Consider the following 18,190-nt stretch of genomic DNA (forward strand, 5'->3'; position numbering starts at 1 on the left):
GGGACGTGACGAGGACGACGGACGGCTCAGCGGGGGATGCGGACCACCGGCAGCACCGTCGGCCCGAACCGGCGTTCGCCCGTGCGGTCGCGAAGGCGCTCGGTGACGCCCGGACGGTGCTGGACATCGGTGCCGGTACCGTTCCGTACACGCCGACCGACCGTGACGTGCGGACCGTGGAGCCCGGCGCGGACCTGCCCTTCGCCGACGACACCTTCGACGCCGCGATGACGACCTTCTCGCTGCACGAGTGGGACCACCTCGAGCGCGGGCTCGCCGAGGTGCGTCGAGTGACCCGGGGCCCGATCGTGGTCCTGACGTTCGACCCCGACCGCATCGAGCGCTCCTGGCTCGCCGAGTACGCCCCCGAGGTGCTGGCGGCCGATGCCCGTCGCCACCCGGCGCTGCCGCGGATCGCCGACGCGCTGGTCGGCGACACCGTCACCAGCACCCCGTTGCCGATCCCGTTCACGTGCGTCGACGGGTTCGCCGAGGCGTACTACGCCCGCCCCGAGCGACTGCTCGACCCCGGCGTGCGCCAGGCGGACCCGGCGTGGGGCCTGGTCGACGAGTTCACCGTGCGGCGGTCGGTGGCCGCGCTCCGGACCGCGCTGGAGTCGGGGGAGTGGGACCGGCGGCACGGGTCGCTCCGGATCCGCCCGACGTACGAGGGCTCGGTCGTCCTGGTCACGGCGACGCCGAACCGACCTCGCCCGGCCGATCACGGCTGCACTGACCGGCGCGGGCTTGACACCCGGTCGTAGGCTGGTCGGGTGAGCTTCCAGGAGGTGGTCGGCGCCCGTATCGCCGGCATCAGGGCGTGAGGCCCCCGGTCGCGCCCTCGGGTGCGGCCGCCCTCGTCGAACCCTGACCTCCTCCGCCCGGTGCGGTGTGCGTCCGCACGCCCCGGGGCCGTACGAAAGCGATCACCCATGCTCCCCATCGTGGAGAAGACCCTCCGCACGTCCTTCGTCAACGCCTCGCGCAAGGAGGTGTCAGACCTCACGCTGCCCGCCGGCTTCGAGACACTCGACTGGGACGCGCTCGACTACCTCGGCTGGCGCGACCCGAAGATCGGGCGGCGTGCGTACGCCGTCGTGCCGACCCTGGACGGCGACCTGATCGGCATCCTGTTCCGGCAGGCCGAGGCCTCGCCCCGCTCCCGTGCCCAGTGCTCGTGGTGCCAGGACGTCAAGCTGCCGAACGACGTCGCCTTCTACAGCGCGAAGCGGTCGGGCCCGGCCGGCCGGAACGGCAACACGGTCGGCACCCTGGTCTGCCAGGACTTCCAGTGCTCGCGGAACGTCCGGAAGCTGCCGCCGCCGGCCTACGAGGGCTACGACGTCGAGGCCGCGCGCCTGCAGCGCATCGAGGACCTGCAGCTCCGCGCCGCGTCCTTCGCCGCCGAGGTCTGAGACGCGACCGACGACGGACGGGAGGCCCGTGACGGATCCGTCACGGGCCTCCCGTCCGTCAGGTGGTGCGTCTACCGACCGATGGTCGACATGTCGGGGTAGCGGTCACCGGTCGGGACCGGCAGCGCCGACAGGCGCGACAGCTGGTCCGCCGTGAGGGTCAGGTCGGCTGCGCCGACGTTCTCCTCGAGGCGGGAGACCCGCTTCGTGCCGGGGATCGGGACGATGTCGTCGCCCTGGGCCAGCAGCCAGGCGAGCGACACCTGTGCCGGGGTGGCCCCGGCCTCGGTCGCGATCTCCTTGACCGCGTCGACGATGCGCATGTTCTGCTCGAACGCCTCCTGCTGGAAGCGCGGGTTCGCCAGGCGGAAGTCGTCGGAGTCCAGGTCGGACGGCTTCGTGATGGCACCCGTCAGGAAGCCGCGGCCGAGCGGCGAGTAGGGGACCAGGCCGATGCCGAGCTCGCGCAGGGTGTCGAGCACGTCGCCCTCGGGGTCGCGCGTCCACAGGGAGTACTCGCTCTGCAGCGCGGTGATCGGGTGGACGGCGTGCGCCTTGCGGATGGTCTCGGCACCGGCCTCGGACAGTCCGATGTGCCGGATCTTGCCCTCCTGCACGAAGCCGGCCAGCTGGCCGATGACGTCCTCGATCGGGAGGGCCGGGTCGACGCGGTGCTGGTAGTAGAGGTCGATGTGGTCCGTACCGAGGCGGCGGAGGGATCCTTCGAGGGCCTCGCGCACGGACTCGGGCTTGCTGGAGATCCCGCGCTGCTGCGTCGGCGTCTCCTCACCGGCCTCGTGGTGGTACAGGCCGAACTTGGTCGCGATGACGACGTCGTCGCGACGGCCCTCGAGCGCACGGCGCAAGAGTTCCTCGTTCGTGTAGGGGCCGTACGCCTCGGCGGTGTCGAACAGGGTGACGCCGAGGTCGATCGCGCGGTGGATGGTGCGGATCGACTCGTCGTCGTCGGTGCCGGCGCCCGTGTAGAAGGCGCTCATGCCCATGGTTCCGAGGCCGATCGGGCCGACCTCGAGGTCTGCGAGCTTGCGTGTCTGCATGCTGCAGGTCTACTCCCGGTCCCCCTGGCTGCGGGAGGCACTGGCTGTACCCGCCTCCGCACCACTACGCTGCGGGGGACGGGGCAGGTGCCCCGGGCTCGGGGGAGTGTCGTGGTCGTCATCTGGATCGTCATCGCCGTGGTCGTCGTCATCGGCGTCCTGCTCGTCGTGCTCGAGGTGCAGAACCGCCGTCGGCGGCGGGCGCTCGAGGAGCTCGACGACCTGTCGGGCCCGTGGGACGGCGCACGTGCCACCACCGACGCCGAAGCCGCGCACTCCGTGACCGAGGGGCTCGCCAAGTCCGCACACCCCGGCATCACGGGTGCCGGCGGCGGCCTCCCCGGCTGAAGCGACCCCGCCCACCGCACCGCTGTTGTCGAGAGCGGCTGATCGTGCGTCGACGTCGCCCGCCGGCTTCGTGAGGTTCCTCCAAGGTGCTCGCACGAGTCCTCCGCGCACTGGTGTGATCGACCCGTGAACCTGTACTTCCGACTGCTCCTGCTGCAGCTGCGCACCCGTCTGCGCGCTCGGGTCGGCGGACGGCGCCGGGCGTCGCTCTGGGACGAGGCGCGGACGCCGTTCCGCGTGGTCCCGACCGACCTCGACCCGCTGCGGCACGTCAACAACGGCAAGTACCTGTCGATGCTCGACCTCGGTCGGCTCGACCTGATGCTCCGCTCCGGCTACTGGGCCGCGCTGTCCGAGCACGGCTGGTACCCCGTCGTGTCGGCGCAGACGATCACGTACAAGCGGTCGCTGACGCTCGGGCAGCGGTTCGAGCTCCGGACCCACGTGCTCGGGGTCGACGACCGTGCCGTGTACCTGGAGCAGACGTTCGTGCGACAGGGTGCCGTGATGGCCCGCGCCGTGGTGCAGGCCCGGTTCCTGCGGCGTTCCGGCGGGACGGTCCCGACCGCGGACCTGCTCGAGGCGGCGGGTGGGGCCGACCGCGACCTGACCGTGCCCGACTGGGTGCACGACTGGGCGAGCGCGACCCGGATCAGCAGCAGCGCGGCCTGAACGGTGCTGATCGGCGAGGTCGGCCGGTCCGGACCGACGTCGCCGGCCGGTCCTACGATGACCGCATGGACATCGTCGACCTGGTGCTGCCGGACACCGCCGCGTGGCGTGCCTGGCTCGACGACCACGAGCACGAACCCGACGGGGTGTGGCTCGTCCTGGCGAAGAAGGGCGTCACGGAGCCGACGACCCTGACGTACGACACGGCCCTCGACGAAGCCCTGTGCTCCGGCTGGATCGACGGGCAGCGGCGCGGACGCGACGACACCACCTACCGCCAGCGGTTCACCCCGCGCCGGAAGGCTTCGCTGTGGTCGCAGCGGAACCTCGGCCTGGTCGCCGCACTCGTCGCCGAGGGGCGGATGCGGGAGCGCGGGCACGCCGAGATCGAGCGCGCCAAGGCCGACGGCCGGTGGGACCGCGCCTACGCCGGGTCGGCCACCGCCACGGTGCCGGAGGACCTGCAGACCGCGCTCGACGCCGCGCCCGCTGCCGCCGCGCTGTTCGCCGAGCTCGACGCCACGAACCGGTACGCCGTGCTGCACCGCATCACCACCGCCCCGAACGCCACGGTGCGGACGAACCGGCTCACCAAGCTCGTCGGCGGACTCGAACGCGGCGAGACCCCGTACCCGCGGCCCACCCGTCCGGAGACCCCTGCGAATCCGGGCAGCGGTCGGGGGACACCGACTCAGCGACCGGCAACGCACCGGGCGTAGACCGGGGTCATGACCACAGGCACTGACACCACGAACCGTCCGGCCGCGTCCTCCGGCACCTTCCGCATCGGCGGCGACCTCGAGGTCAACCGGCTCGGCTACGGCACCATGCAGCTCACCGGCCCCGGCGTCTGGGGACCGCCGAAGGACCACGACGAGGCGATCCGCGTCCTCAAGCGCGCGGTCGAGCTCGGCGTGAACTTCTTCGACACCGCCGACTCGTACGGCCCCTACGTCGCCGAGGAACTCCTCAAGGAGGCCCTGCACCCGTACGGCGACGACGTCGTCATCGCCACGAAGGCCGGCCTGACCCGCACCGGCCCGAACGTCTGGCCGCCCGTCGGCCGCCCGGAGTACCTCCGGCAAGAGGCCGAGATGAGCCTGCGCCGCCTGGGCCTCGAGCGCATCGACCTGTTCCAGCTGCACCGCATCGACCCGAAGGTCCCGCTCGAGGACCAGGTCGGCGAGCTGAAGAAGCTGCAGGACGAGGGCAAGATCCGCCACATCGGCCTGTCCGAGGTCTCCGTCGACGAGGTCAAGGCCGCGCAGGAGATCGCCACGATCGTCTCCGTGCAGAACCTCTACAACCTGCAGAAGCGTGACGCCGAGGAACTGCTCGACTGGTCCGAGGAGCAGGGCATCGGCTTCATCCCGTGGTTCCCCCTGGCCACCGGCGGGTTGACCGGCGACGACTCGCCGCTCACCGAGATCGCCGAGCGCAAGGGTGCCACCCCGGCGCAGCTCGCGCTCGCCTGGCTGCTCAAGCGCTCTCCGGTGATGCTGCCGATCCCCGGCACGTCGAGCGTCGCGCACCTGGAGGACAACCTCGCGGGTGCCACCGTCGAGCTGACCGACGACGAGTTCGAGGAGCTGGCGAAGCTGGGGCACTGACCCTCAGGACGCGACCGCGGGTCGCGAACGCGACGACCGGTCGGACGGGAGGCGCGGTGCCAGCTGGCACCGCGCCTCCCGTCTGTTCCCAGCCCTGTCCAGATCCGCGCTTGCGGAGGCATACCAGGTATGTGCATACTCAGTATGGCCACGGTGGCCCGGAGACAGGGGAAGTGTCATGAGCGTTCGGATGGGCGTACTCGCGCTGCTGGTGGGGGGACCCGGCTACGGGTACCAGCTCCGGGGGGAGTTCGAGCACCGCACGGGCGGGAGCTGGCCGCTGAACATCGGCCAGGTCTACACGACCCTGGACCGCCTGGAACGCGACGGCCTCGTGGCCCGCGGCGACGCCGACGACGACGGACACGTCGTCTACACGGCGACCGACGCGGGTCGCGCGGAGGTGGCGCGCTGGTTCAGCGAACCCGTGCCGGCCAAGCGCGGCCGCGACGAGCTGGCGATCAAGTTCGCCCTGGCCGTGACCGTGCCCGGGGTCGACGTCGCCCGGCTGGTGCAGGTGCAGCGTGGTGCCGCGATCCGGAACCTGCAGGACCTGACACGACTGAAGCGCACGACCGACCCGTCGACGGACCTGGCGTGGTCGCTCGTGCTCGAGTCGATGGTGTTCCAGGCCGAGGCCGAGGTGCGCTGGCTCGACCACGTGGAGTCGAGTGTCGCGCGGTACCGGCCGGACGAGCACCCTGCGGCGCCTGCCGGTGCCGACCGTGCTGCTGACGCTGACGCCGCTGCCCGGAGCGCACGGTGACCGCCGCACCGCTCCTGCAGCTCGACGCCGTGAGCGTGCACTACGGCTCCGGTGCGAAGGCCGTCACGGCCCTGGCCGGCATCGACCTGCGGGTCGAGCGTGGCGAGATGGTGGCCGTGATGGGCACCTCCGGCTCGGGCAAGTCGACACTGCTCGCCTGCGCCGGCACCCTGCTGCCGCCGACGAGCGGTGAGGTGCTGATCGACGGCGCCTTCGTGTCCGACCGTCCCGCCAAGGAGCTCGCAGCGCTGCGCCGCCGACTCATCGGGTTCGTGTTCCAGGACTTCAACCTGATCCCCTCGCTGACCGCGGTCGAGAACGTGGCACTGCCACTCGAGCTCGACGGGTGGAAGGCCTCGCAAGCCCGCCGTGCCGCGGAGCTCGCGCTCGACAACGTCGAACTGTCGCACCGCGCCGACGCCTACCCCGACGACCTGTCGGGCGGGCAGCAGCAGCGCGTCGCGATCGCCCGTGGGGTGGTCGGCGAGCGCCGGCTCGTGCTCGCTGACGAACCGACCGGTGCCCTCGACTCGCAGACCGGCGAGGTCGTGCTCCGCATGCTCCGTCGGCACGTCGACGCCGGGGCCGGTGCGCTCCTGGTGACCCACGACGCCCGGCACGCGGCCTGGGCGGACCGGATCGTGTTCCTGCGCGACGGTCGGGTGGTCGACGAGACCGTGTACTCGGGCGTCGAGGCGGCGCTGACGGACCGGACCGCCTCGTGAGCCGGGGTCGGCGTGCCGGGACCGACCGGACGCCGTTCGCCCTGAGACCGGCGCTCCGTCTGGGGCGTCGACTGGCGTTCGCCAAGGCGGGCCGCGCGGCCCTGATCATCGCGCTCATCGGGATCCCGACCGCCGGGTTCGCCGCCGTCGCCGTCGTGGTGCAGTCGACGCAGGCCACGGTGACCGAGCGGCTGGACTACGACCTCGGCCAGGCATCGGCGCAGATGCGCGTGTCCGGCCCGGACCTGCCCGGCATGGTGCAGGACCCGGTGCAGTGGGAGTTCACGGACTCGGAGCGGAACAGCCCCGTCACGGAGTCGGACGAGGACTCGCCGTTCACGAACATCCTGGCCCACGTACCCGACGGCGCACTCTCGATCCCGGTCGGGAGCACGCCCGTCGTGCTCCAGGGGGAGAACGGCCCGGTCGGACTGACCGCTGTGGAGGGCAGCGTCTGGGACCCGTCGCTCGAGGGCCACTGGCACGTGCTCGACGGTTCCGCGCCGACCACGCGCAGTGGGCTCATGGTCACGCCGGCCACGCTCGCACGCCTGGGGGCGCGGATCGGCGACACGGTGGACCTGACCGACCCGGTCACCAAGCGCTTCACGATCACCGGCACGATGACGGACCTGGGGACGGACCCGGGGTCGCAGGGGGTGTTCCTGCCGTGGGGCACGACGCTCGCGACGACCGACACCACCGACGACGTCGGGCTCACCGACGTCACCGTGTACCTGCCGTCGGACGCCCCGACGTGGTCGGAGATCCGGCAGCTCAACGCGCACGGCATCGTCGTGCAGTCGCGTCCGGTCGTGCTCGACCCGCCGGACGCGCGGCTCCCCGGTGGCACCGCGAGTTCGACGCTCGGCTGGTACCTCGGCGCGATGGCACTGCTCGGTGTCTTCGCGATGTTCGAGGTCGCCCTGCTCGCCGGGGCCGCGTTCCTGGTCGGCACCCGGGCGGACACCCGCTCGTACGCCATCGTCACGAGCGTCGGTGGCGACAAGCGGTTCGTCCGCACGATCGTCGCCGGGTCGGGCCTGGTGCTCGGGCTCGTCGGCGCGGTCCTCGGGGTAGCGGCCGGCACCGGGATCGGCGTGCTCGCGTTCCGGCTGATCGACAACGGCAACGTGGCGTCGTTCCCCGGGTTGCACGTGCCGCCGCTCCTGCTGCTGTCCATCGCGGCCGCCGGGGTGCTCGCCGGACTCGTCTCCGCGCTCGTCGCCGCACGGTCGGCGACCCGCATCAACGTGCTTGCGGCGCTCCGGGGCTCGCTCCGTCCGGTGCCCGTCAGCCGGCCGGCCCGCCGTCGTCGGCGTGTCTGGGGGCCGCTGCTCGTGGTCCTCGGCGCCGTGATGACGCTGGCGTGCGGCGTCGGGGTGCTCATGCTCAACGACCGCCCGGTGCAGCAGGACCGGTGGGCCTGGGTCGTCGGTGCCGGCGTCGCGATCGGGCCGTGCCTGATGCAGCTCGGCATCGCCGTCTGCTCACCGTGGCTGCTCGCCCTGGTCACCCGGCTCACCGCCCGCGCGGGGCTGTCCGCACGACTCGCCGCCCGCGACGCCCGCCGCAACCCGGTCCGCACGGTGCCGGTGCTGGCGAGCGTGATGAGCGTCGTGTTCGTGGCATCGGTCGTGATCACGTGGAGTGCGTCGAGCCACGCCCAGTACGTCCGCGGGTACGAGTACACGACGGCGGTCGGGGTGGCGACCGCCGAGGTGCTGACCGAGACGAAGGAGGGTGGGAGCACCGGCCGCCACGACGCGGAACTGACGGCCCACGCCGCGAAGGTGGTGTCCGGGGTCTTCGACCAGGACCGCATCCGGGTGCTCGGTGTCGCGCAGGAGCAGCCGGGCGACACCCCATCGACCATCACGATCCCGCACCGCTGGAGCGCGTACGACTGCCCCGCCAACGACACGACGAGCTGCTCGTACTACCTGGACACCGCGAGCGCATCGACGCCGCACATCTGGACGGGCACCGAGGACGACTACGCCGTGCTCACCGGACACCGCCCGTCAGCCGCCGTCCGGAGCGCGCTCGAGGACGGTCGGGCGGTGTCGCTCTGGCCCGAGTACGCCCACGACGGTGCGGTCCGGATCGACACCTTCCACGACCGGACGTGGGACAGCGAGCCCATCACCGAGCGGAGCCGCCCGGCGGCCAGTGTCTCGATCCCCGCGGTGCTCGACGTGCAGACCCCGCGGATCCAGGTCGGCGTCTTCATGACGAAGGCGACCGCCGAACGGTACGGCGTCCCCGTGGTCGACGGCATGCTCGTCACGACGCTGCCCCACGACATCCAGCCGGCCCAGTGGGACGAGCTGAGCTCGGCGTGGCAGAGCTTCGGTGGGGACGACCGTGCGCGGTGGAGCGGCCCGACGTTCACCTACGAAGCCGGTCCGGTCGACAACGGGGCGATCATCCGGGCGATCGTGCTCGCACTGGCGGCCGCCGTCACCATCGGTGCGACGGCGGTCGCGATCGGGCTCGCCCGGTCCGACGGCCGGCGGGACGACGAGGTGCTCGACGCCGTCGGCGCCGCACCACGCCTGCGCCGAGGGGTGTCGACCTGGCAGGCGGCGATCCTGGCCACGGTCGGCTCGGTGATCGGGACGCTCCTCGGACTCCTGCCGATCCGCGCCCTGACCCTGCGGTTCACCGAGAGTCCGGTCGGGGTGAACCACATGCCGTTCGTGCCGGACTGGCCAGTGCTGGCCCTGCTCGCGATCGGCCTGCCCCTCGTGGTGACGGCCGGGGCGTGGCTGACGTCACGGGGTCGGCGACGCCCGGCCGTGCGACGGGCACGCTGACGCGCCCGCTGCGCTTCGCGTCTCGCTCCGTGCGCTGCGCTTCGTGAGCAGAAGATGTCGGGTCGGCTGCTCGGACTCGACGTCTTCTGCTCACGAAGTGACCGGCGCCTTCGGGATCGGCACCTCGGCCAGCACGACCTCGTCGTCCATGGGGATCGGGCGTGCTCTGGTCCGCGCCGGAGCCGACCCCGACACGGCCGCGGAGCTCTTCACCGTGCTGCTCGGTGAGCTCCACCGGCAGCGGCTGCTCGGGCTGGCCGTCGCTCCCACGCGTGCCGAGGCGGCAGCGCGCGCGGCGCGCGTCGTCACCCTGTTCCGTCCGTGACCCCGGGACGGACTGGAGGCCCGTGGCGGCGTCGCCACGGGCCTCCAGTCCGTCAGGGAGTGCGCAGAAGGCGACGGGTCGCGTCTCCGGACCTGTCGCCTTCTGCTCACTCGATGCCGCTCACGCGAGCTCGGGCAGCGCCTCCGCGTAGGTGCGGAAGTCGCCGCGCTCCGTGTGGATCGCCCACAGGCGGTCGGCGATGGACTCCCCGGAGTGCTCGGGCTGCCCGTCGTCGATGCCGAAGGGGATGATGAGCTGGCCGACGTGGACGTCCTCGTCGCGGACGGCGTCGTGCAGCAGCTGCGCGTAGGCGCTCTCGGCCGCGAAGGCGACCGACGTACCGGTGACCCGGGCGCCCGGTCGGACCGCGCTGCCGCCGTTGACGAACAGGATCGTGCCGTGGCCGATCGCACGCATGCCGGGCAGCACCTGGCGGACGGCGTTGACCGAGCCGTAGACCGAGAACTCGATCGGGCCGACCAGGTCGTCCGCGGTCGTCTCGAGCACCGGGCGCATGTACTCCTTGGCGGGGAGCGGGCTGTACTGCAGCACCTCGATGGGGCCGAGCTGCTCGGTGGCGCGCTCGAGTGCGGTGCGCAGGGAGTCCCCGTCACGGACGTTCGCGGCGAACCCGGCTGCGGTGTGGCCGCGCTCACGCAGTTCCGCGGCGAGGCCGTCCAGGCGGTCCTGGTTGCGGGAGATCAGGGCGACGGCGAAGCCCTCACGGGCGAAGCGCTCGGCGACGGCGAGGCCGAGGCCCTTGCCGGCCCCGACGATGGCGATGGTGGTCATGCGGTGTACTCCTCGTCGCTCACGTGCTCGAGCCAGGTGGTGGTCGTCGCCGGGTCGTCGGCGGCCTCGAGCATCGCGAGGTGTTCCATGTAGTCGGTGGGGGTCGCGCCGTGCCAGTGTTCCTCACCGGCCGGCGTGTAGACGGTCTGTCCAGCCTGCACCTCGATGACGCGGCCGTCCCGGGTGCCCATCCGCGCGACGCCCTCGGTGACGTGCAGGGTCTGACCCTTGGCGTGTGCGTGCCACGCGGTGCGGGCGCCGGGCAGGAACCGGACCTTGGCGACGGTCATCGTCTGACCGGGCTCCTTCGGCGAGGCGATGGCGTCGAGGTACACGTCGCCGGTGAACTGCTCGGGCGGGTTCTTGACGGTCGGCTGCTTCGGTTCGATCTGCATGTCGACGACGGTAGGCCGCCGTGCGCGCCGTCGGGAGGTGCCGACAGACCCCCTCAGGGGTTTCCCGAACGCAGCGTGTGTGATCGACCCACGACCCCGGGAGGATCATCGTGGACACACCCGTCGGAACGCCCCGCAGCCGCCGCCTCTGGTCGGTGGCAGGCCTCGCCGCCGTCGCCGCACTGGCCCTCACCGCCTGCACGAGCGGTGACGGAACCGAGCAGGACGGATCCGACCGGGGCGGCGGTTCGCCGTCCGCGCGTGCGACCGCGCCAGCCGACCTGTCGGCCGGTCAGGTGGCACTCGACGGCGACACCACCGACGTGGTCACCGGCCTGGAGGCCCCCTGGTCGGTGGTCCTGACGGGTGACGGCGGCGACGCGCTGGTCAGCGAGCGCGACTCGGCCCGGGTGCTCGAGCTGCGGTCCGACGGCACCACCCGTCGGGTCGGCACCGTCGAGGGGGTCAGCCACGGCGGCGAGGGCGGCCTGCTCGGGCTCGCGCTGCACGACGACGACCTGTTCGTCTACTCCACGGCCGGCGACGGCAACCGGATCCAACGGTACGAGCTGACGGGGAGCGCCGGATCATGGGGACTCGGCGAGGCGACGACGATCATCGACGGTCTGCCGAAGAACACGTTCCACGACGGCGGCCGGATCGCGTTCGGACCCGACGACATGCTCTACGCGAGCGTCGGGGACGCCGGCGCGAGCACGGACGCACAGGACGAGGACTCGCTCGCGGGCAAGATCCTGCGGCTCACCCCGGACGGCGACGTCCCCGCCGACAACCCGATCGACGGCTCGCCGGTGTGGAGCCTCGGGCACCGCAACGTGCAGGGCATGGGGTGGTCGTCGGACGGCACGATGTTCGCGTCCGAGTTCGGCGAGAACACGAACGACGAGCTCAACGTGATCGAGCCCGGGTCGAACTACGGCTGGCCCGAGGTCGAGGGCACCGGCGGCGAGGACCAGGGGTTCGTCGACCCGGTGCAACAGTGGTCCACCGACGAGGCGTCCCCGAGCGGCCTCGCCGTCGTCGACGACACGGTGTTCGTCGCGAACCTGCGGGGCGAGGTGCTCCGGGCGGTCCCCGCGGACGACCCCGGCACGGCGACCGAGTACTTCGCCGGTGACTTCGGTCGCATCCGCACGGTGCTCGAGGGCCCGTCGGACACGCTCTGGTTCGTCACGAACAACACCGACGGCCGCGGGACGCCGTCGAGCGGGGACGACCGGATCGTCTCCGTCCCGTTCACGCGCACGTGAGAGGGGTTCCCGCAGCCCCTCGCTCGTGCCGAACGGGGCGAAGTACCGTGACGGCATGAACCACCGCGACGAAGCGCGCGACTTCCTCTCCAGCCGTCGCGCACGCATCACCCCCGAGCAGGCCGGCGTCGAGACCTTCGGCACGCGCCGCCGCGTCACCGGGCTGCGTCGCGAAGAGGTCGCACGCCTGGCCGGCGTCAGCATCGATTACTACACGCGGCTCGAACGCGGCAACCTGCAGGGGGTGTCGGACAGCGTGCTCGACGCCATCGGCCGGGCCCTGCAGCTCGACCCCGCCGAGCAGGAGCACCTGCGCGACCTGTCGCAGCACCAGAACGAGACCCCGCGGCGCGCCGGTCGTGTCGTGCCCGTCGCTGCCGTCCGGCCCGAGCTGCAGTACCTGCTCGACGTCGTCACGGACGCCCCGGCGATGATCATCAACAACCGGCAGGACATCGTCGCCGCGAACGCGCTCGGCTTCGCGATGCACTCGGACCTGGTCGCGGCACCCGCGCGGCCGATGAACTTCTCGCGCTTCATCTTCCTCGACCCGCAGGCACGGAACTTCTACCAGGACTGGCAGCGGGCCGCGCACACGAACGTCGCGATCCTGCGCCGCGAAGCGGGCCGGACGCCGAACGACAAGGACCTCGCCGCGCTGATCGGCGAGCTGTCGATGCGGAGCGACGACTTCCGCGAGCTCTGGGCAGCGCACGACGTCCGACGCCACTACGCCGGCGTGAAGTCGTTCCGGCACAGCGTCGTGGGGCCGCTCGAACTGCACTTCCAGACGCTCGAACTCGCCGAGGACCCGGGGCTCGCCCTCACCATCTACCCGGCGACGCCGGGCAGTCCGACGGCCGACGCCCTGCGGGTGCTGGCCTCGTGGGCGGCGACCGAGGGCATCGCGGAGCGGGCGCGCCAGCTCGCCTGATGCGGTGGTCGTGTCGCACGCCGTGCCGGGTGTCCACAGTCACCAGAACGAAGGGTGCGATCAGCGCATGAACGACATCGAACCCCTGCGGACCGCCGCCCCCGCGAGCCCGCCCGGTCGCCTGCAGCGCCTGCGGTTCCGGCTACGCGCCGAGCAGGAGATCCACGAGCTCACCCGTGACCGCGAACTCGAGGACCGGGTCCGAGCCGAGGCGGCCGTCCGGCTCGCGCCCGGGCCGTGGCACCTCGGGGAGCTGTTCCGGCGACGGTGACGGCTGAGGGGTGAGGACAGCACCTGTCACGGTTCCGCGGTCGGCCCTAGCGTCGAGGACATGACGTTCGTCCTGACCGTGCTCGTCCCGCTCATCGGCTATCCGCGCACGTTGAACGCCCTGGCCGCCGTGGACGAGGGAGCACCCGCAGCATGACCACGGGCCACTCGATGTCGACCGGCCGGACCCTGCTGTTCGCCGTCGCCGGGGGAGCAGCGGTCGGCAACCTGTACTGGTCACAACCGCTGCTCGACGACATCGCATCGTCGCTCGGCACCTCGGCGTCGCTCGCCGGGCTGCTCGTCACCCTGACCCAGGTCGGCTACGCCGTCGGCATCCTGCTCGTCGTGCCGCTCGGGGACGTCCTCGACCGTCGGCGCCTGATCCCCTGGGTGCTCGTCGCCTCCGCCGTCGCGCTGCTGCTCGCCGCGATCGCACCGACCTTCGCGACGCTGCTGGTCGCCCTGGCGCTGGTCGGGATCACCACGGTCGCCGGGCAACTCCTCATCCCGCTGGCCGGGGACCTCGCCGACCCCGCGCAGCGCGGACGCGTGGTCGGCACGATCGCGTCCGGGGTGCTCACCGGCATCCTGGTGTCGCGGACGATCAGCGGTCTGGTCGCGGACGCGTTCGGGTGGCGCGCGATCTACGCGCTCGCCGCCGTCGTCGCGGTCGTCCTCGCCGTGCTGCTGCGGCGGGCCGTCCCGGAGCTCGAGGCCCGTGGCAAGGTGGCGTACCCACAGCTCATCCGCTCGGTGTTCCGTGCCGTCCGGACGCACCGGACCGTCCAGGTCACGCTCGTGATCAGCGCGTCGGTGTTCGCCGTGTTCACGATGTTCTGGACCGCGCTGACGTTTCTGCTGAGCAGCGACCCCTACGACTTCTCCACCAGCCGCATCGGGCTGGTCGGCCTGGTGGGGCTCGCGGGCGCGGTCGCGGCGCAGCGGGTCGGGCGACTGCACGACCGCGGGCTGTCGGTCCCGGTCACCGGGGGAGCGATCGTGCTCCTGCTCGTCTCCCTGGTCGTCGCCGGGATCGGTGCGCACTCGATCGTCGTGGTGCTGCTCGCCGTGCTGCTGCTCGACGTCGCCGTGCAGGCCGCGAACGTGCTCAACCAGACCCGGCTCTTCTCGGTCGACCCTGCCGCGCGCAGCCGGCTCAACACCGCCTTCGTCACCTCGAACTTCATCGGCGGGGCGATCGGCTCCGCGATGGCGTCGGTCCTGTGGAACGCCGGGGGCTGGACGGCGGTCACGATCGGCGCCGCGGTGCTGGCCGGGTTCGCCGCGACGGTCTGGGTCGTGCACCGCAACCGAGGGCTCGTGGTCGAGCCGGAGCGGGCCTGACCACGGGGATCAGCGGAGCAGGGCGTTCGCGACCTCGAGGTCACCGTGGTCGACGAGCCAGCGCACGGCGTCCAGCACGGTCTCCTCGGCGGTGAACGCCGGTGCGTAGCCGAGCAGACGACTCGCCTTCTCGGTGCTGAAGACCTGGCTGCGGGACAGGTGCTCCCAGCTGGCGTCAGCGTGCTCTGGAGCCGTGGTCTCACGGAACCGGTCCCACGTGACGGGGTCGAGCCGGGCCTCCTGGCCGAACCACGACGCTGCCAGGTGGGCGTACCCGCGTGCGGTGAGCGCCGTCGGAGCCGTGACGAAGAAGTCCTCGCCCGCTGCCGCTTCGCGGTGCTCGACCGCGAGCTGGAACGCCTGCGCGACGTCGTCGGCGTGCACGTGGGCCATCGTCTCGGCGCCGAGACCGGGGACCTCGAGCGGTTCGCCGGCGGACAGCTTCGTCAGCACCGAGGTGTCGAGGTTGCCGAGCGGACCGATCGGCGTCCAGCCCGGACCGCTGATGTGACCGGGGTGCAGCGACGTCGTGACCAAACCTCCTGACGCGGTTTCTTCCTTGAGCATCCGGGCGATGGCGTCCTTCTGGACGCCGTAGTCACCGAACGGCGCGGTCGCGTTCTGCTCGGTGATCGGCAGCACGTGCGAGACGCCGGCCCGCCAGATCGAGCCGCAGTGCACCAGGTGCGTGCCGGTGCCGCGGAGCGCGTCGACCAGCGCCGCGGCGGAGGACTCGGTGAAGCAGACCAGGTCGACGACGGCGTCGGCACCGAGCGCGGCGATGCGGCTGCCGAAGGTGCCGTCGCGGTCCTCCTGCTCACGGTCGGCGGTGATCCGCTCGACCTGCTGCCACTCCGGGGCGTCGGCGTACGGGCTACTCGTGCCGCGCGTGACCGCGACGACCCGAGCGGACGAGACGGGGGACGAGGAACGAGCCGATGTGGCCGGTGGCTCCGATGACGACGATGTGCATGGGGGCCACCGTAGGCCGAGGCGTGCAGATCGTGAGCAGGAATGGTCGAGTGCGGCGGTGCGACCCGACCGTTCCTGCTCACGAAGCGAGCCCGCGGCACGCTCAGTCGGCGGTGATGACCTGCACGGAGCCGGCGATGGTCGCGGCGTCCTCGGCGAGCGCGACGACCGGGTCGGGCAGGCCCGCGCCCCCGAGGGCCTTGCGCGCAGCCCAGCCGACGAAGCTGCCGACGAGGGCACCGACGCCACCGAGGATCGCTCCCTCGATGCGCAGGTCGCGCTTGCCGGTGGTGCCGAGGGCGGCACCGGCGAGGGCACCGGACGCGACACGTCCGAGCAGCGCGGAGGGGGCGATGCGGTTCGGGGTCTTCGGGAGCTTGTCGCCGATGAGCTCACCAACGGCGGACGCCACGAGCAGCCCGCGCCCGACCGGGGTGCTGAAGACCTTCCACTGCTGCCACGAACCCTTCAGCGAGGACCGGTCGTGGTTCAGTGCGAGGACGGCGAGCGGGGTGGCGCTCCGGCCACCGCTCATGATGCCGAGGACCAGGGTGCGGACCAGGGTGTGCTGCTCGTGCTGCTTGCTCATCGTGACTCCTGTCGTGTTGCCCCTGACGGTACGCACGGTGACCTCGGGTGTTCCGAGCATCGCGGGCGACGATCCGACGTCCGACGTTCCCCGGGCACGGAGCCGACCCGAGTAGCGTCCGGCGCATGAGCAACGTCATCGTCCTCGGCGGCCACGGCAAGGTCGCACTCCTCGCCACCCGCATCCTGTCCGAGCGCGGACACACGGTCACGTCCGTCATCCGGAACGCCGACCAGTCCGACGAGATCCGGGCGCACGGCGGCGAACCGCAGGTCGCGGACATCCAGCAGCAGTCCCTGAACGACTTCGCCGAACTCGTCCGCGGGCACGACGCCGTGGTGTGGTCGGCCGGTGCCGGTGGCGGGTCCGTCGACCGGACCTGGGCCATCGACCGTGACGCCGCGGTGCTGTCGATCCAGGGGGCGAAGCAGGCCGGCGTCGACCGGTACGTGATGGTGTCGTGGTCCGGCTCGCAGCTCGACCACGGGATCCCGCAGGACCAGGACTTCTTCGCGTACGCGCAGTCGAAGATGATCGCCGACGCCGTGCTCCGCGACTCGGGGCTGCAGTGGACGATCGTCGCCCCGAGCACCCTGACGGACGACGAGCCGACCGGCTCCGTCGACTGGGACGGCTCGTCGACGCAGGTGCCGCGTGGTGACGTGGCGCACGTGGTCGCCGACGCGGTCGAGAACCCCAGCACGGCCGGCAACACCTTCCGGTTCAACACGGGGTCGACCCCGGTGGCGGAGTTCCTGCGCGCCGACGCCGTCTGACCTGGGCCGACAGACCCGCAGCCCCACAGACGAACGGGGTCGCAGCGGTCCTCCCGCTGCGACCCCGTCGCTGCGTCAGTAGAGCGTCGAGATGCCGGTCATGTCCCCACGGCCGAGCGTGCGGCCCTCGAGCTCGCAGTAGCCACCGGACGGCTCCATGACCTGGCCAGTGCCGGTGGCGACGTGGTCGAGGCCGTACAGGTGGCCCCACTCGTGCGTGGCGACGACCTGGGTGTCGAAGCGCGCGCCCGAGCAGGTGGCCGTCGAACTCCACTTGAAGCCGGTGGCGTAGCGCTGGTCGGCCTCACGAGCGTTGCCGTTGCCGTCGAACCAGACGCACGTCACGCCGAGGGTTCCGGTCGGGAGCTTGCCCCAGCCCATCACGTTGTAGCCGTTGTTCCGCGAGCAGCCGCCCTGGTCGGTGAGGTTGGGCTTCTGGGTCGCGAGACGCAGGTAGTCGTTCTTCGCCGTCGACGTGACGGTGCGGTCACACGCCGAGATCGTGCCGTTCCAGGTGTTCGCCGCCTTGCGCAGGGCGTCCTTGGCGTACGAGGACTTCTGGTCGGTCTGGTTGTAGTACCACTTGACCGTGCTCGGCCAGGTGTAGCCGGACGCCTCGTACGCCGTGCTCGTGCACTTCGTGGTCGCAGCGGTCGTCGCGGCGGGGGCTGCCTGTGCCGTCGCGGCCTGGCTCTGCGCACGTTCCTGCTGCACGGCGGGGGCCGAACCGGTCCAGGCCTCGTCGACGCGGACGGCGACACCGGCGGAGCCGTTGTTCGCGATGAGGACGTCGGCGAGCTCGGGCGCCCCGGGGGCGGCCGAGCTGCTCGCCATGACGCTCTCACCCGGCGCGGGGAGCGCGAAGGTGCGGCCGTCGGGCGTCACGACCGTGCCGGAGGTCGCCGTGCAGCCGCTCTCGAGCGTCTGCACCGACAGGGTCCCGGGGGCGCAGCTCGTGCCGGCCCCGGGGGTCGCCGCCTGGGCGGGTGCTGCGGTGATGGTGAGACCGGCGAGGATCGCGACGATCGCCCCGGTGCTCAGCGCGTTCCTGACAGGACGCATGGTTCCCTTCCAGCGGCAGGCCACGTGCCCCCCGCTCCTGATCG

21 protein-coding genes are annotated in these 18,190 nt (G+C 72.0%); 15 read left to right on the plus strand and 6 right to left on the minus strand.

What is annotated here, in order from left to right; translation table 11 throughout:
* Positions 1–5: 5 nt before the first annotated feature.
* The gene (locus tag H7A73_RS02240; RefSeq protein WP_182064470.1) at positions 6–764 is read left to right on the plus strand and encodes a class I SAM-dependent methyltransferase; all 759 of its coding nucleotides are present in this window, start codon (positions 6–8) and stop codon (positions 762–764) included.
* A gap of 168 nt (positions 765–932) precedes the next feature.
* Positions 933–1,415 (plus strand): FBP domain-containing protein, encoded by a 483-nt coding sequence (locus tag H7A73_RS02245; RefSeq protein ID WP_182064471.1) that lies wholly within the window; start codon positions 933–935, stop codon positions 1,413–1,415.
* A 71-nt stretch (positions 1,416–1,486) separates the two neighbouring features.
* Here H7A73_RS02245 and H7A73_RS02250 read toward each other — a convergent pair whose 3' ends face one another.
* Positions 1,487–2,473 carry an aldo/keto reductase gene (locus H7A73_RS02250; protein ID WP_182064472.1) on the minus strand — a complete coding sequence of 329 codons (987 nt, stop codon included), beginning with the start codon at positions 2,471–2,473 and terminating at the stop codon, positions 1,487–1,489.
* 111 nt (positions 2,474–2,584) lie between these two features.
* Between H7A73_RS02250 and H7A73_RS02255 the strand changes: the two genes are divergently transcribed.
* The 8 genes from H7A73_RS02255 (at position 2,585) to H7A73_RS02290 (ending at position 9,738) form a co-directional block, all read left to right on the plus strand.
* Positions 2,585–2,821: a hypothetical protein gene (locus H7A73_RS02255; protein WP_182064473.1), complete on the plus strand. Its 237-nt coding sequence runs from the start codon at positions 2,585–2,587 to the stop codon at positions 2,819–2,821.
* A gap of 126 nt (positions 2,822–2,947) precedes the next feature.
* Positions 2,948–3,493, plus strand: a complete 546-nt coding sequence (locus tag H7A73_RS02260; protein ID WP_182064474.1) for an acyl-CoA thioesterase — start codon at positions 2,948–2,950, stop codon at positions 3,491–3,493.
* Between the two features lie 65 nt (positions 3,494–3,558).
* A complete protein-coding gene (locus H7A73_RS02265; RefSeq protein WP_182064475.1) occupies positions 3,559–4,212 on the plus strand; it encodes a YdeI/OmpD-associated family protein in 654 nt (217 codons plus the stop codon).
* A 9-nt stretch (positions 4,213–4,221) separates the two neighbouring features.
* The gene (locus tag H7A73_RS02270) at positions 4,222–5,103 is read left to right on the plus strand and encodes an aldo/keto reductase (RefSeq protein WP_182064476.1); all 882 of its coding nucleotides are present in this window, start codon (positions 4,222–4,224) and stop codon (positions 5,101–5,103) included.
* Positions 5,104–5,281: 178 nt separating this feature from the next.
* Positions 5,282–5,869 (plus strand): PadR family transcriptional regulator, encoded by a 588-nt coding sequence (locus H7A73_RS02275; RefSeq protein ID WP_182064477.1) that lies wholly within the window; start codon positions 5,282–5,284, stop codon positions 5,867–5,869.
* Positions 5,866–6,594 carry an ABC transporter ATP-binding protein gene (locus H7A73_RS02280; RefSeq protein ID WP_027466859.1) on the plus strand — a complete coding sequence of 243 codons (729 nt, stop codon included), beginning with the start codon at positions 5,866–5,868 and terminating at the stop codon, positions 6,592–6,594. The genes H7A73_RS02275 and H7A73_RS02280 overlap by 4 nt, the downstream gene beginning before the upstream one ends.
* Entirely contained in the window at positions 6,591–9,413 is a 2,823-nt protein-coding gene (locus tag H7A73_RS02285) for an ABC transporter permease (RefSeq protein ID WP_182064478.1), read from the plus strand. The genes H7A73_RS02280 and H7A73_RS02285 overlap by 4 nt, the downstream gene beginning before the upstream one ends.
* 97 nt (positions 9,414–9,510) lie before the next feature.
* Complete coding sequence (locus H7A73_RS02290; RefSeq protein ID WP_182064479.1) at positions 9,511–9,738, plus strand: hypothetical protein; 228 nt, start codon at positions 9,511–9,513, stop codon at positions 9,736–9,738.
* Positions 9,739–9,858: 120 nt separating this feature from the next.
* Here the strand turns inward: H7A73_RS02290 and H7A73_RS02295 are convergent, their stop codons facing one another.
* Together H7A73_RS02295 and H7A73_RS02300 are read right to left on the minus strand one after the other, a co-directional pair.
* Positions 9,859–10,530 carry an SDR family NAD(P)-dependent oxidoreductase gene (locus H7A73_RS02295; RefSeq protein WP_027466861.1) on the minus strand — a complete coding sequence of 224 codons (672 nt, stop codon included), beginning with the start codon at positions 10,528–10,530 and terminating at the stop codon, positions 9,859–9,861.
* Positions 10,527–10,925, minus strand: a complete 399-nt coding sequence (locus H7A73_RS02300) for a cupin domain-containing protein (RefSeq protein WP_182064480.1) — start codon at positions 10,923–10,925, stop codon at positions 10,527–10,529. Before H7A73_RS02300 ends, H7A73_RS02295 begins: the two co-directional genes overlap by 4 nt.
* 110 nt (positions 10,926–11,035) lie before the next feature.
* Between H7A73_RS02300 and H7A73_RS02305 the strand changes: the two genes are divergently transcribed.
* The 4 genes from H7A73_RS02305 (at position 11,036) to H7A73_RS02320 (ending at position 14,747) form a co-directional block, all read left to right on the plus strand.
* Positions 11,036–12,196: a PQQ-dependent sugar dehydrogenase gene (locus tag H7A73_RS02305; protein ID WP_182064481.1), complete on the plus strand. Its 1,161-nt coding sequence runs from the start codon at positions 11,036–11,038 to the stop codon at positions 12,194–12,196.
* A 55-nt stretch (positions 12,197–12,251) separates the two neighbouring features.
* Positions 12,252–13,130, plus strand: coding sequence for a helix-turn-helix transcriptional regulator (locus H7A73_RS02310; RefSeq protein WP_111028872.1), 879 nt, complete (start codon positions 12,252–12,254; stop codon positions 13,128–13,130).
* 67 nt (positions 13,131–13,197) lie between these two features.
* Positions 13,198–13,401, plus strand: a complete 204-nt coding sequence (locus H7A73_RS02315) for a hypothetical protein (RefSeq protein ID WP_182064482.1) — start codon at positions 13,198–13,200, stop codon at positions 13,399–13,401.
* A gap of 152 nt (positions 13,402–13,553) precedes the next feature.
* Positions 13,554–14,747: an MFS transporter gene (locus tag H7A73_RS02320; protein ID WP_182064483.1), complete on the plus strand. Its 1,194-nt coding sequence runs from the start codon at positions 13,554–13,556 to the stop codon at positions 14,745–14,747.
* Between the two features lie 9 nt (positions 14,748–14,756).
* Here the strand turns inward: H7A73_RS02320 and H7A73_RS02325 are convergent, their stop codons facing one another.
* Both H7A73_RS02325 and H7A73_RS02330 read right to left on the minus strand, forming a co-directional pair.
* On the minus strand, positions 14,757–15,428 hold the full coding sequence (locus H7A73_RS02325; protein WP_310648848.1) for an NAD(P)-dependent oxidoreductase: 672 nt from the start codon (positions 15,426–15,428) through the stop codon (positions 14,757–14,759).
* Between the two features lie 394 nt (positions 15,429–15,822).
* Entirely contained in the window at positions 15,823–16,308 is a 486-nt protein-coding gene (locus H7A73_RS02330; RefSeq protein ID WP_182064484.1) for a DUF4126 family protein, read from the minus strand.
* Between the two features lie 125 nt (positions 16,309–16,433).
* Here H7A73_RS02330 and H7A73_RS02335 point away from each other — a divergent pair, with 125 nt between their 5' ends.
* Positions 16,434–17,084 (plus strand): SDR family oxidoreductase, encoded by a 651-nt coding sequence (locus H7A73_RS02335; RefSeq protein ID WP_182064485.1) that lies wholly within the window; start codon positions 16,434–16,436, stop codon positions 17,082–17,084.
* A gap of 75 nt (positions 17,085–17,159) precedes the next feature.
* On the opposite strand, the gene H7A73_RS02340 is transcribed toward H7A73_RS02335, so the two are convergent.
* Positions 17,160–18,146, minus strand: coding sequence for a matrixin family metalloprotease (locus H7A73_RS02340; protein WP_182064486.1), 987 nt, complete (start codon positions 18,144–18,146; stop codon positions 17,160–17,162).
* Positions 18,147–18,190: the final 44 nt, after the last annotated feature.

Source organism: Curtobacterium sp. ME12 (assembly GCF_903970855.1).
Classification (GTDB): Bacteria; Actinomycetota; Actinomycetes; order Actinomycetales; family Microbacteriaceae; genus Curtobacterium; species Curtobacterium poinsettiae_A.